This window comes from Rhizobium terricola (assembly GCF_012927355.1).
In the GTDB taxonomy this organism is placed as follows: Bacteria; Pseudomonadota; Alphaproteobacteria; order Rhizobiales; family Rhizobiaceae; genus Allorhizobium; species Allorhizobium terricola.
This window is the reverse complement of the sequence record NZ_JABBGK010000003.1, coordinates 459,201-471,294: the sequence shown is the minus strand read 5'-3', so window position 1 is coordinate 471,294 and position 12,094 is coordinate 459,201. Positions and strand designations below refer to the sequence as shown.

Below are 12,094 nucleotides of genomic sequence, written 5' to 3'. Positions count from 1 at the left end.
CGCGCCCTGTCACATCTTCAGGCCGGGAATGGCGAGCGGATTGTCTTCGAGCGCCGCCCGATCGGGTCGGTCGACCTGCACGCGGCCCGTGAAGGCATCGAACAGCTCCCGCACATAGCTTTCCGGCAGATCGCGGGTGATCAGCACCAGCCGCGTGCGCCGATCCGAGGGATCGGGCCAGGCCGGAAGACGCACCGGCGGATGGAAGACCGTCTGTACCCCATGCAGCACGAGCGGCCTTTCCGGACGATCCGTCAGCGCCACGACCGCCTTCATCCGCAACAGCTTGTCGCCATGCGTCGAGCGCAGGATGTCGAGGAACATCTCCAGCGCCATCGGGTCGATCGGCTGGTCATGCATGATCGAATAGGAGCGGATCTGGTCGCCGTGACGATTGACGTCGTGGTGGTGATGGTGGTGATGGTGCCCATGATGGCCGTGGCCATGATCGTGCCCATGGTCATGCCCATGGCCGGCATGCGCCTCGTCCTTCAGCCATCGGCCGACGTCGGGGATCTTGCTCGCCGGGTCGTAGAGGCCGTTGGCAAGGATCGCAGCGGTGCCCGCCTCTTCCGTGTCGCCGTCCGTGATGTCCGCCCGCGGATTGAGCGACCGCAGCCGTTCGATGAGTTCGGCGCGCTGCGCCGCCCCGGCAAGCGTCGCCTTGGTCAGCACCAGCCGGTCCGCGACCGCGACCTGCTTCAGCGCTTCCGGATAGGTCGCGATCGTGGACAGGCCGTGGACGACGTCGACGACCGTCACGATGCCGTCGAGGTCGAAATGCTGCGCGATCGCCGGATGTCCCATGACCGACTGCATGACCGGCGCCGGATCGGCAAGCCCGGTCGTTTCGATCACCACCCGCGACAGAGCCTTGAGCTTGCCGGTCTGCATGCCGTCAATGAGTTCGGCCAGCGTGTCCACCAATTCGCCGCGTACGGTACAGCACAGGCAGCCGTCGGCGAGTTCGACGATCGAATCGTTCGAGGCCTCGACCAGCATGTGGTCGATACCCACTTCGCCGAACTCGTTGATGATCACGGCCGCGTCCCGCATGGCCGGATCCTTGAGGATGCGGTTGAGAAGGGTCGACTTTCCGGCACCGAGGAAGCCCGTGATGATCGACACGGGGATCCGGCCGTTGACTGGTGACATGGTGAACTCCCGGATCAGAAGGTCGGACGCGGCTTCGGGATCGGAACGTTGGCGATCTCGGCGACCCCGGCGGCGCCGTTCTTGACCGGCTCGGTTCCCGGAATGGCGCCGGCAAACACGGTACGGGGCGGACGGCCCATCTCATGGATATAGGGCGAAAGCAGCTTCATGCGTCCGGCATCGTCGCGTCCTTCGCTGCGCACCTGACGGGCCTGCGGGTTGCAGATCTCGGCGCTGATGTCCGCGACACTGTCGCGGCCATCGCCGTAGGGCTGAAGGGTATCAAGGCGCGGGCCGGAACCGCCGGTCGTCAGCGCCTTCTGTAGGAGATCGGCGGAAACGTCGGCACGCGCACCAAGGCTGTCGGCGCCGAGCACCACCGAGACCACGGTCCGGCCGTTGCGGGTGGCCGATGAGACCTGGTTGAAGCCAGAGGCGCAGATATAGCCGGTCTTCATGCCGTCGGCCCCGTCGAAGCGGCCGATCAGGAGGTTATAGTTCGGGTATTCCTTCTTGCCGGTATTGATCCCTTCCAGCGAGAAGTAACCGGCATATTCGGGGAACTCGCGGCGCAGCGCGACGGCGAGAACGGCGAGATCCCGGGCCGTGGTATACTGGCCCTTGCCCGGCAGGCCGTTCGGATTGATGAAGTGCGACGAGGTCATGCCGAGGCTCCGGGCATCGGCATTCATGCGCGCGACGAAGTTGTCGAGCGAACCGCCGACCCGCTCGCCGATCGCGACAGCAATGTCGTTGGCCGACTTCACCAGCAGGATCTTCAGCGCGCTGTCGAGGGTCAGTTGCGTGCCCGGCTTGTAGTACATCTTGCTGGCGGGCTGGTCGGCAGCCTTCTTGCTCATCACCACGATGCTTTCCAGCGACACTTCGCCCGCGCGGATCGCCTTGAATGTGGTGTAGGCGGTCATCAGCTTGGTCAGCGATGCCGGGTACCACTTGCGGAAGGCGTCCTCGTGCGCGATTACCCGACCGGTGTTCACGTCGACCACCATCTGCGGATTGGCAAGGGTGAGGCTGGGCATGCAAGCGGCTACGGTGCAGACGAGAGCCGCGAAACGGCGGTTGCGGCGCGCCTTTGACGGCATGCTGAATTTCTTCGACGACACGATGAAAACCTCTTAAATGCGGAAGCGTCTCGCAAAGGCCCGACAATTGACCTATGACTGCAAGCAATGGCAAGACCCATTGATTACGTCAATCTCAAGGCGCACATTCTGCGCGCCCACCAAGCGATATATCGAAGTCGACAAGCAGGACTGCAACATGCCGATATTGAACCGCGCTGCCGAACTCCAGGCGGAGGTTAGCGAATGGCGTCGCCATCTCCATGAAAATCCAGAGATTCTTTACGACGTCGAGAACACGGCCGCCTTCGTTGCGCAGAAGCTTGAAGAGTTTGGCGTTGACGAAATCGTGACCGGCATAGGCCGCACCGGTGTCGTGGGCGTGATCAACGGCCGGGGCACGAGCACCCGCGCGATCGGGCTTCGCGCCGACATGGACGCCCTGCCCCTGGAAGAGATCAGTGGCAAGCCGTGGGCCTCGAAGATCAAGGGCCGGATGCACGCCTGCGGCCACGACGGCCACACCGCCATGCTGCTCGGTGCCGCCCGGCACCTGGCGGAAACCCGCAACTTCAACGGCCGCGTGGTGGTGATCTTCCAGCCGGCCGAAGAAGGCGGCGCCGGCGCCCTTGCCATGGTGCAGGACGGCCTGATGGAGCGGTTCGCCATCGAGGAAGTCTACGGCATGCACAACATGCCCGGACAGCCGGTCGGCACCTTCTCGATCCGCAAGGGCGGCATCATGGCCGCGCCGGACAAGTTCTTCATCACCGTCAAGGGACGCGGCAGCCATGCTGCGGAACCGCACAAGGCGGTCGATCCGATCGCGATCGGCGCGCAGATCGTCACCAACCTGCAGCAGATCGCCTCGCGCAACACCAACCCACTGCGTTCGGTCGTGGTCTCGGTCACCCGTTTCCATGCCGGCACCAGCCACAACATCATCCCCGAGGAGGCATCGATCTCCGGCACGGTCCGCAGCCTCGACGAACAGGTTCGCGACATGGCCGAAAGCCGTATCCGGGAGATTGCCCGGGGCCTTGCTGCCGCCAACGGCGGAGATGCTGAAGTGATCTACGAACGCGCCTGCCCGGTCACAGTCAATCACGCGGCCGAAACAGAACATGCCGCGCGTGCGGCCGCCGACGTCGCCGGCATCGACAAGGTGAACACCGAAGTCGACCCGTCGATGGCCGGAGAGGACTTTGCCTTCATGCTGCAGGCCCGCCCCGGCGCCTACATCATGATCGGCCACGGCGACACGCCGGGCCTGCACAACCCGGCCTATGACTTCAACGACGAGGTCCTGGCCTACGGCATCTCCTATTGGGTTCGCCTTGCGGAGCAACGGCTGACAGACTGACCGACAGCCGGCCGGCGCGCCACAAGGCACGCCGGCGCACGCCTCTTTCCCACAACGACCGAAAATGCTTGGCTTACCGGCACGGCTTTTGTATTGAGTTCAGCCAGTGGTCCCGTAGCTCAGCAGGATAGAGCATCAGATTCCTAATCTGAGGGTCACGCGTTCGAATCGCGTCGGGATCACCATCTTCCGCACAATCGCTGTTCAATGGCGTCCGGTACCGGGTCTGGCAAGAGCGGCGAGAGTTTCGAGATCCTGCTGATACCGACGCCTGTCGCTACCCGCCATCTCCGCCTGCCACAGATTGTCCTCGAGATCTGCCTGCTTGACCGCAGACGAGAGCGGATTGCCGGCGGCACGGCGTAGGAACTCCTCTTCCGCCTCACCAGGGCGACGCGTCAAAGCATCGACGGCGGCCACGATCGCCGCCGCGAAACCCTCCTCCCTCAGCCGGTCAAGCGTCCAGCCCCGCCCTTTCTCACAAGTGTCGTGCAGGTAGGCCACGATCTTCGGCTCCTCCCCCGAAACCGCGCCGGCGACCCGCTGGCAGTGCTCGAAATAGGGCCGGCCGAGCTTGTCCATCTGGCCTTCATGAGCGCCGGCGGCGACGTCGATCGCATGCTGGAGGTGTGCAGTCTTCTGCATGGCAGTCTTCCCCGATTGCGTTCTCTTCCGCCCCTGAACGGCCGCCCCGTCGGGTTCTCGCCTGCCGGCGCGCGGCCCGGCAGATGTAACCGTCGGACAGGGGTCCGGGTTCCGAAGAAGATCGATGGAACGGCAGGACCGTCCGGACGTTCCCCAATTCCAACCGTTTCCCAATTCCAACAATGGAGGATATCATGATCGAGAAGGAAGAACTGCAGATCTATCGTCTGTTGCCGTCCGCGCCGCTCACCGACCCCAACTGGCAGAACGTATCGCTTCAGGGTGAAGTCGTCGTGCGTGCGCGCTCGACCGGCGACGCGCGCCTTGTGGCGAGTGAGGCGGAGACGGACTTTCGCGACATCGGCGCCAAGCCGGCGGAAGACGTATCGACAAGCTTCGCCAGCGCCTTCCGCAATGAGAAACTCTACACCGTGGTACTCGACACCAGCGGACGATATCCCGCCGACGGTGAGCGAGGTATCGTCGCCGGGCAACCCCTGCAGAATGCGATTGCTCCGCTACAGCGATGAACGACGGGGGGAAGGTGTCAGGCTTTTTTTGCGTCTGGCGTTCAGTGCGAGCTGAACCTGGCTTGCCAGCCTCGCCATCTCGTCCGGAACGGCCGAACGCTGCAGTTCGACATACAGTTGATCGAGTGTGGATCTGAGATCGTCGTTCCGGGGATCGTGCTTTCTTCCACCTGCCACGGCGTCGCCTTTCTTCTCCAGCTGCCCGTCACTTTGTCCGAGCATTGCGCGCGCCGGCCTCAGGGAGATCGGGTGCATCACTTTTTTGTCGGCTTCCAACACCAACGGAAGGCCCGATGTTCCAAAAGGGCCGAAAAAATCCTGGAACATCGTGCATCCCAGCAGCGTCGAGAACAAAGGTAGCCAGCTACCTTTACGCTCGAACATGTCGCTACTCCGCATCCAAGAGGAACACGCATTGGCTGCGAACCGGCGGAACCATGCAACGACAGCTGCGTTTACGACCTGTTGTTCACGGGCCAACGATGATGGAGGTGAGGTCTTGGCGACCATGAACCCCGAACATGTGACGCAGTCGGAAGTGGTCGATCTCATCCCCGCGCTCCGAGCATTCGCCCGCACTTTCTGCCCAAAGCCGGAAGAGGCGGACGATCTCGTGCAGGAGACACTCACCAAGGCGCTCGCCCATATCGATCTTTTCGAACCGGGCACGCGACTGAAGTCCTGGATGTTCACCATCATGCGCAACACCTTCTGCACGCGTTTCAAGCGACGTGGCCGAGAGACAGTTGGGCTTCCGGACGGGATAGCCGATCGGTTGAGCGTGGAGCCGAACCAGGACTGGATCATGCAGGCCGACGACGTACGCCGCGCGCTATACCGCCTGCCCCATCATCACCGGGAAATGTTGATCCTGATCGTCATGCTGGGCGAACGCTATGAGGACGCCGCCGAGATCTGCGGCTGCAAGATCGGCACAGTGAAGAGCCGGCTCAACCGCGCACGACGCCAGTTGCGGCGTGAGCTCGGTGAAACGTCGGCGAATTGAAAGACTGACGACCGCGTCCGCTGACCGTCGCCTGGTCAGAGGAGCATCACCCGGTTTCGTCCGTGGCGCTTCGCTTCGTAGAGCGCCGCATCGGCCCGCGAGATCAGCGGCGACAGGGACTTTTCCTTGCGGTTCAATCCAGTCACGCCCGCGCTTACCGTCACCTTTACCGGAGCGCCGTCGGCCGGCAGCAGACACTGCTCCTCGACGTCTAGCCGAACCGCCTCGGCAATCTCCGCCGCCCGGCCGAGCGACGTGTTGGCCACCACCGCGACGAATTCCTCGCCTCCCCAGCGGCCGACGAGATCATATCCCTCCATCACCTTGCGCACGGTGCAGGCAAAGTTGCGAATGACATCGTCGCCGGCGTCATGGCCGAAGGTATCGTTGATCATCTTGAAGTTGTCGATGTCGAATAAAATGGCCGAGACATCGTGCTCTTGGCTGAGGCTCTGGGCGATTTCGTGCTCGGCTTTCGACTTGAAGGCACGCCGGTTGAGCAGCCCGGTCAGCGGATCGGTATCCGCAAGCCGCTGAAGCTCGCTCTGGTAGCGCCGGACCTCGGTGATGTCGCGAACCACTGCGACCATGATCGGACCGGCCTCCGTCTGCGTCCTGAGGATCGTGATGCCGAGATTGATCTCGCTCCCATCGGCGCGCCGGCCAATCGTGTTGGCAAGGCGCTGACCCATGTAGCGGGCATCGACCGCTCCCGACTGGAAATCAGCAATGTGATGATGATGGTGAGGCCGAACCTCTTCCGGCAACAGCACATCGAGCGGGCGGCCGATGAGTTCACCCGGCTGCCATCCGAACATGACCTCTGCGGAGGGATTGCATAGGCTGATGATGCCGTTTTCGTCGATCCCGACAATACCGTCGGCAACCTCGTAGAATATCTTGCGGTAGATGTCATCCGACTGGACTTCACAGGACTGGACGGCATGCGCAGCAAACATAGGCTGCAACCCCCAAATAATGACAATACTTATAAAGAACGAACGTACTTGAGAATTGTTAATTAATCTTTCTCCCCACGACGAGCCCGCCGTCGGATGGGAAGCAGAACCAAGCATGGCGAGCGGAGCGGTAGCGTGGAAAGAAAAACGCCAGGGACGTCGCCCGAAAATTCCGGCAACGCCCTTGGCGCATGATCATCCGATCAAGGGCTGCGTCACGCAGCCTTCTTCTCCGTCGCGGCGGTATTGACGGCCGAGACGGCAATCTTCGACAGAGCTTCGTCAGTCTTGGACTCTTCGGCGAGCGTCTCGTCGAGAAGCTTCACGGCGTCCTTCAAACCGAGCTGCTTGGCCCAGGCACTGAGGGTGCCGTAGCGGCTGATCTCGTAGTGTTCGACCGCCTGCGCGGCGGCCAGGAGGCCGGCATCGAGCGCCGCCGTGCCCTTGAACTCCTCCAGGATTTCCTCGCCCTCTTCGACGATGCCGTCGATTGCCGGGCAGGTCTTCGCGCGGGGGCGCTTGCCGATGATCTCAAACACCTGCTGGAGGCGCTCGATCTGGCCTTCGGTTTCTTCCCGGTGCTTTTCGAAGGCCGCCTGGAGCTTCGGATCCTGGGCACCGCGCGCCATCTTCGGCAGGGTCTTCAGGATCTTGCGCTCGGCATAGTAGATGTCCTTGAGCGTTTCATGGAAAAGGTCGTCCAGAGTCTTCTGTGCCATTTCGGGTGTCTCCTGGTTTGAGAGCATTTGCACCTGTCAAACCGCGACACCCAGGCTTTTGTTCCGGATCAGCGACCGATTCCGCCGCTCGGCAGTCCTTCTCCTGCCCTCGCCTCTCCGGTGGGTACGCTCAAGGCCCGCAACGCGTTGAGGATCACGGCCACATCGATCACCTCCTGCAGGACGGCACCCTGGACAGGCGGCAGGTAGCCGAGCGCCGCGGCGACCATCGCGACGATCGAAAGACCCAATCCGACGGCCACGCTCTGGAACGCGATGTGGCGCGTTCGGCGAGCAATCGAAAGGGCCGCGGGCATTCTCCCCAGGTGATCGACGAGCAGCACGACATCGGCAGATTCGGAAGAAGCTGCAGCGCCCCGCGCACCCATGGCGACACCGACATCGGCTGCGGCAAGGGCGGGTGCGTCGTTGACGCCGTCCCCGATCATCATCACCGGCGCATCGCGCCGCTCGGCGATGACCACCTCGACCTTTTCGCTCGGCTGGAGGGCGCCTCGGGCCAGATCGACCCCGAGCAGTGCCCCGGTTGCCTCCACGGCATCGGCCTGGTCGCCTGAGGCAAGGACGAAGCGACGGATCCCGGCATGGCGGAAGGCCGCGATGGCGGCGCGGGCATCGTCGCGCAGCCGGTCGGAAAGCAGGATGATGCCGGCGACCACGCCATCGATACCGACCGCCACGACAGCAGTTCCGGGTGGCAGGTCCCGGCCGAGATCACGCGGATCGCCGGACAGGCAGCGCCCGCGGACGAAGTCGCTGCCGCCGACGGCCAGCCGCCTTCCGTCGACCTTGCCCTCGATGCCGCTTCCCGGCGCCTCGACGATATCGGACGGGTAGGAGAGCACCATGCCCCGCTCGTGCGCCGACTGGACCAGAGCCTCGGCGCTGACATGGTTGGAGGCCTGGTCGAGCGACGCGGCAAGCCGCAATACCTCGTCCGGCTCCACGCCGTCGGCGGTGCGGATCTCGACCACGCCGGCCTTGCCGCTGGTCATCGTACCCGTCTTGTCGAGCACGGCGGTCCGCACCCGGGCGAGCGTTTCGAACGCTCCGCCACTCTTCACCAACACGCCGAGCGAGGCAGCCCGCGACATGCCGGAGATGATGGCGACCGGAACCGCGAGGATCAGCGGACAGGGCGTTGCGACGACCAGAACCGCCAACGCCCTCAGCGGATCAGATGTCATCCACCAGGCAGCCCCGGCGATCGAGACGGTGAACAGCAGGAACCAGAGGGCGAAGCGGTCGGCAATCCGCACCATCGGCGCCTTGCTTGCCTGAGCACTTTCGACGAGCCGCACAATGCCGGCATAGGTGCTTTCCGCAGCCGTGCGCGAGACTTCGAGATCGAAGACCGCGCCGATCGAGGTGCCGCCACTCGGAATGTCGTCGCCCTGGCCGAAACGCGCCGGCAGGGACTCGCCCGTGAGGGCCGAAAGGTCGATATCCGCCCGTGCCGCGAGCAGCCTTCCGTCGACCGGCACCACTTCGCCGCGGCGGATCAGGATGCGGTCTCCGGGCGCCAGCACCTCGATCGGCACCTCCTCGAGCGCACTGCCGGCGTGACGCATGGCCGTGCGCGCCGTGCGTCCAAGCAAGGCCGTCATTTCGCGCCGGGCACGGCCTTCCGCAAAGTTCTCGAGCTGCTGTCCGCCCGCATACATCAGGGCGACGATGTTGCCGGCGAGCGGTTCGCCGAAGGCAAGGGCCGCGCCCATGGAGAGCCCCGCGATGATGTCGAGGCCGAACTGCCCTCGCGCCAGCGACCGGACGATCTCGACGAGAAGCGCGACAAGAACAAGTGCGGTGCCGGTCGACCACAGGCGATAGGCCCACGCCACCTGATCGGAAAAGGACGCGAGACCACCGCCGGCAAGCGTCATCAAGGCAAGAAGCGCCAGAACCGGCAAACCAAAACGGCGCAGGCTCTCGTATTCACCGACCATGGGACCTCCGGACAGTCTCCTGATGCGGCATGCGGTCACCGAATGGGAAGCTTGCCGCCTTCAGCAATCCCTTGTAGACGCATCTGCAGATGAAGCAATCTTCCGGACAGCCCGTATGACCATCGAAAAGCAACAGCCGCGCCGCCTGACGATCCTCGGCTCGACCGGCTCGATCGGGGTCAACACGCTCGACGTGGTCCGGCAGCTCGGTGGCCGTGACGCGTTCGAGATCGGTGCGCTGACGGGCAACGGCAATATCGAGCTTCTCGCCGAGCAGGCCCGCGCCACCGGCGCGAAACTGGCCGTCACCGCGGACGAGAGCCAGTATATGACCCTGAAGGATGCCCTTTCGGGCAGCGGCGTCGACGTCGCTGCCGGCCGATCCGGCCTGCAGGAGGCCGCGAGCCTTGACGCCGACTGGGTGATGGCGGCAATCGTCGGCACGGCGGGACTTGGCCCCACCCTGACAGCCGCCGCGCGCGGCGCCGACATCGCGCTTGCCAACAAGGAATGCCTGGTCTCGGCGGGCGAGCTGTTCGTCGAGGCGGTCAAGGCCGGCGGCGGGCGCCTGATTCCCGTCGACAGCGAACACAGCGCGATCTTCCAGTGCCTCGACAACGACCAGCGCCATGCGCTGGAACGCATCATCCTGACGGCCTCCGGAGGTCCGTTCCGCACCTTCACCCGCGAACAGATGGCCGGCGTGACGGTGCAGACGGCACGCACCCACCCGAACTGGTCGATGGGCCTGAAGATCTCGGTCGGTAGCGCCTCGATGTTCAATAAGGCGCTCGAAATGGTCGAGGCCAAGCATCTCTTCGGTGTCGCGCCCGAACAGATTGAAGTGGTGGTTCACCCGCAGTCGATCATTCATTCGATGGTCGGCTACAGCGACGGCTCGGTGATCGCCCAGCTCGGCGCACCCGACATGAGGACCGCCATTGGATACGCGCTCACCTATCCGAAGCGGCCGTCGCTCAAGGTCGATCGCCTCGACTTCGCCAAGCTCGCCCGGCTTGACTTCGAAGCCCCGGACGAGGTGCGCTTCCCCGCCATCCGCCTTGCACGCACGGCACTGACCCGCGGCGGCCTGCAGGCGGCGATCATGAACGCCGCCGAGGAAACGGCCTTCGACGCCTTCGTCGAGGAAAAGATCGGCTTTCTCGACATGGCCGATATCGTCGAGGCGACCATGGATCGTCTGCTCGACTGCGGATCGGCGGGCAGCATAGACGCCGTCTTCGAGGCCGACGCCGAGGCGCGCCAAGTGGCGTCCGCGATCATTGAGCACGAAAAAACCGCCTGAAGGACAGGCGGCTTCTTCAATCTCTGACGATTTCGATGGGAGACCGCCGCCTCAGGCGACGGCGCGAGCCAGTGCGCAACGCGACCACAGCTGGTGCAGCGCGCCGACCAGATGCTCCATGTCGCCGTCCGAATGCACCGGCGTCGGCGTGATGCGCAGGCGCTCGGTCTTCTTCGGAACGGTCGGATAGTTGATCGGCTGGACATAGATGCCGAAATTGTCGAGCAGCAGGTCGGAGATCCACTTGCACTTGGCGGCATCGCCGACCATGACCGGCACGATATGGCTCGGGTTCGGCATGTGGGGAATGCCGCGAGCGTCGAGCATCGACCGGAGGCGGCGCACACGCTCCTGATGAGCGAAACGCTCGAGCTGGCTGGACTTCAGGTGGCGGATCGACGCGACCGCACCGGCAGCCAGCGCCGGCGGAAGCGCCGTCGTGAAGATGAAGCCCGAAGCAAACGAACGGACGAAGTCGCAGAGTGCGGTAGAGCCGGTGATATAGCCGCCCATCACGCCGAAGGCCTTGCCGAGCGTGCCTTCGATGACCGTCAGGCGGTCCATCAGGCCCTCGCGTTCGGCGATACCGCCACCGTGTGCGCCATACATGCCGACGGCATGCACTTCATCGAGATAGGTCATCGCGCCATACTTGTCGGCGAGATCACAGATTTCCTTGATCGGCGCGATGTCGCCGTCCATCGAGTAGACCGATTCGAAGGCGATCAGCTTCGGCGCCTTCGGATCGGCGGCTGTGAGCTTGGCTTCGAGGTCCTTGACGTCGTTGTGCTTCCAGATGACCCGCTCGCACTTGGAGTAGCGGATACCCTCGATCATGGAGGCATGGTTCAGCGCATCGGAGAAGATGATAAGGCCCGGGATCTTCTGGCCGAGCGTGCCGAGCGTCGCCCAGTTCGAGATATAGCCCGAGGTGAAGATCAGCGCCGATTCCTTGCCGTGCAGGTCGGCCAGTTCGCGCTCGAGAAGGACGTGATAGTGGTTGGTGCCGGAAATATTACGGGTGCCACCGGCACCCGCACCACAGTGATCGATGGCGTTCTTCATCGCCGCGATCACTTCGGCATTCTGGCCCATGCCGAGATAGTCGTTCGAGCACCAGACGGTGACATCCTGCTGGCCATTGTCGGTGTATCGCGTGGCGCGGGGGAAATTGCCCCTCTGTCGCTCAAGATCGGCGAAGATCCGGTATCGGCCTTCTTCGTGAAGACCTTCCAACTCGCCCTTGAAAAACGCCTCGAAATCCATCGTCCAACTCCAGTCCGTTCCGTCCCTTTTGAGATCCAACGCGTTTGCGGTCAACCCCGGCACAGTAAATTCATTCTAAACTGCGACAAAAGGTGC

Annotated in this window: 12 protein-coding genes and 1 tRNA gene; 5 read left to right on the top strand and 8 right to left on the bottom strand. The window is 63.6% G+C overall.

Features of this window, described 5'->3' with window-relative positions:
* Positions 1-9: 9 nt before the first annotated feature.
* The gene (locus HHL25_RS17180; RefSeq protein WP_169593844.1) at positions 10-1,155 is read right to left on the bottom strand and encodes a CobW family GTP-binding protein; all 1,146 of its coding nucleotides are present in this window, start codon (positions 1,153-1,155) and stop codon (positions 10-12) included.
* 14 nt (positions 1,156-1,169) lie between these two features.
* Positions 1,170-2,258, bottom strand: a complete 1,089-nt coding sequence (locus HHL25_RS17175; protein WP_169593842.1) for a D-alanyl-D-alanine carboxypeptidase family protein — start codon at positions 2,256-2,258, stop codon at positions 1,170-1,172.
* Between the two features lie 178 nt (positions 2,259-2,436).
* Between HHL25_RS17175 and HHL25_RS17170 the strand changes: the two genes are divergently transcribed.
* Complete coding sequence (locus HHL25_RS17170; RefSeq protein WP_169593840.1) at positions 2,437-3,600, top strand: M20 aminoacylase family protein; 1,164 nt, start codon at positions 2,437-2,439, stop codon at positions 3,598-3,600.
* Positions 3,601-3,708: 108 nt separating this feature from the next.
* Positions 3,709-3,785: transfer RNA gene (locus HHL25_RS17165), tRNA-Arg, on the top strand.
* Positions 3,786-3,804: 19 nt separating this feature from the next.
* Here HHL25_RS17165 and HHL25_RS17160 read toward each other — a convergent pair.
* A complete protein-coding gene (locus HHL25_RS17160; RefSeq protein ID WP_169593837.1) occupies positions 3,805-4,245 on the bottom strand; it encodes a metal-dependent phosphohydrolase in 441 nt (146 codons plus the stop codon).
* 194 nt (positions 4,246-4,439) lie between these two features.
* On the opposite strand from HHL25_RS17160, the gene HHL25_RS17155 reads away from it, so the two are divergent.
* Positions 4,440-4,775, top strand: a complete 336-nt coding sequence (locus HHL25_RS17155; protein WP_169593836.1) for a hypothetical protein — start codon at positions 4,440-4,442, stop codon at positions 4,773-4,775.
* Here HHL25_RS17155 and HHL25_RS17150 read toward each other — a convergent pair.
* Positions 4,764-5,159 (bottom strand): hypothetical protein, encoded by a 396-nt coding sequence (locus HHL25_RS17150; RefSeq protein WP_169593834.1) that lies wholly within the window; start codon positions 5,157-5,159, stop codon positions 4,764-4,766. The genes HHL25_RS17155 and HHL25_RS17150 overlap by 12 nt on opposite strands.
* A 124-nt stretch (positions 5,160-5,283) precedes the next feature.
* On the opposite strand from HHL25_RS17150, the gene HHL25_RS17145 reads away from it, so the two are divergent.
* Positions 5,284-5,781, top strand: a complete 498-nt coding sequence (locus HHL25_RS17145; RefSeq protein WP_169594050.1) for a sigma-70 family RNA polymerase sigma factor — start codon at positions 5,284-5,286, stop codon at positions 5,779-5,781.
* Positions 5,782-5,816: 35 nt separating this feature from the next.
* Here the strand turns inward: HHL25_RS17145 and HHL25_RS17140 are convergent, their stop codons facing one another.
* The 3 genes from HHL25_RS17140 to HHL25_RS17130 all read right to left on the bottom strand — a co-directional run bounded on the left by HHL25_RS17140 (position 5,817) and on the right by HHL25_RS17130 (position 9,426).
* Positions 5,817-6,740 carry a GGDEF domain-containing protein gene (locus HHL25_RS17140; protein WP_169593832.1) on the bottom strand — a complete coding sequence of 308 codons (924 nt, stop codon included), beginning with the start codon at positions 6,738-6,740 and terminating at the stop codon, positions 5,817-5,819.
* Positions 6,741-6,955: 215 nt separating this feature from the next.
* Positions 6,956-7,459, bottom strand: coding sequence for a YciE/YciF ferroxidase family protein (locus tag HHL25_RS17135; RefSeq protein WP_169593830.1), 504 nt, complete (start codon positions 7,457-7,459; stop codon positions 6,956-6,958).
* A gap of 68 nt (positions 7,460-7,527) precedes the next feature.
* On the bottom strand, positions 7,528-9,426 hold the full coding sequence (locus tag HHL25_RS17130) for a heavy metal translocating P-type ATPase (RefSeq protein WP_169593828.1): 1,899 nt from the start codon (positions 9,424-9,426) through the stop codon (positions 7,528-7,530).
* Positions 9,427-9,541: 115 nt separating this feature from the next.
* Here HHL25_RS17130 and dxr point away from each other — a divergent pair, with 115 nt between their 5' ends.
* A complete protein-coding gene (dxr, locus tag HHL25_RS17125) occupies positions 9,542-10,732 on the top strand; it encodes a 1-deoxy-D-xylulose-5-phosphate reductoisomerase (RefSeq protein WP_169593826.1) in 1,191 nt (396 codons plus the stop codon).
* 51 nt (positions 10,733-10,783) lie between these two features.
* Here dxr and hemA read toward each other — a convergent pair whose 3' ends face one another.
* Positions 10,784-11,998 (bottom strand): 5-aminolevulinate synthase, encoded by a 1,215-nt coding sequence (gene hemA, locus HHL25_RS17120; RefSeq protein WP_169593824.1) that lies wholly within the window; start codon positions 11,996-11,998, stop codon positions 10,784-10,786.
* Between the last annotated feature and the right edge of the window lie 96 nt (positions 11,999-12,094).

What these genes read in the sequence shown, in the direction of transcription:
- dxr (WP_169593826.1), top strand. Translation starts at nt 9,542, where the DNA reads ATGACCATCGAAAAGCAACAGCCGCGCCGCCTGACGATCCTCGGCTCG.
- HHL25_RS17140 (WP_169593832.1), bottom strand. Translation starts at nt 6,740, where the DNA reads ATGTTTGCTGCGCATGCCGTCCAGTCCTGTGAAGTCCAGTCGGATGAC.
- HHL25_RS17135 (WP_169593830.1), bottom strand. Translation starts at nt 7,459, where the DNA reads ATGGCACAGAAGACTCTGGACGACCTTTTCCATGAAACGCTCAAGGAC.
- HHL25_RS17150 (WP_169593834.1), bottom strand. Translation starts at nt 5,159, where the DNA reads ATGTTCGAGCGTAAAGGTAGCTGGCTACCTTTGTTCTCGACGCTGCTG.
- hemA (WP_169593824.1), bottom strand. Translation starts at nt 11,998, where the DNA reads ATGGATTTCGAGGCGTTTTTCAAGGGCGAGTTGGAAGGTCTTCACGAA.
- HHL25_RS17155 (WP_169593836.1), top strand. Translation starts at nt 4,440, where the DNA reads ATGATCGAGAAGGAAGAACTGCAGATCTATCGTCTGTTGCCGTCCGCG.
- HHL25_RS17160 (WP_169593837.1), bottom strand. Translation starts at nt 4,245, where the DNA reads ATGCAGAAGACTGCACACCTCCAGCATGCGATCGACGTCGCCGCCGGC.
- HHL25_RS17130 (WP_169593828.1), bottom strand. Translation starts at nt 9,426, where the DNA reads ATGGTCGGTGAATACGAGAGCCTGCGCCGTTTTGGTTTGCCGGTTCTG.
- HHL25_RS17145 (WP_169594050.1), top strand. Translation starts at nt 5,284, where the DNA reads ATGAACCCCGAACATGTGACGCAGTCGGAAGTGGTCGATCTCATCCCC.
- HHL25_RS17180 (WP_169593844.1), bottom strand. Translation starts at nt 1,155, where the DNA reads ATGTCACCAGTCAACGGCCGGATCCCCGTGTCGATCATCACGGGCTTC.
- HHL25_RS17175 (WP_169593842.1), bottom strand. Translation starts at nt 2,258, where the DNA reads ATGCCGTCAAAGGCGCGCCGCAACCGCCGTTTCGCGGCTCTCGTCTGC.
- HHL25_RS17170 (WP_169593840.1), top strand. Translation starts at nt 2,437, where the DNA reads ATGCCGATATTGAACCGCGCTGCCGAACTCCAGGCGGAGGTTAGCGAA.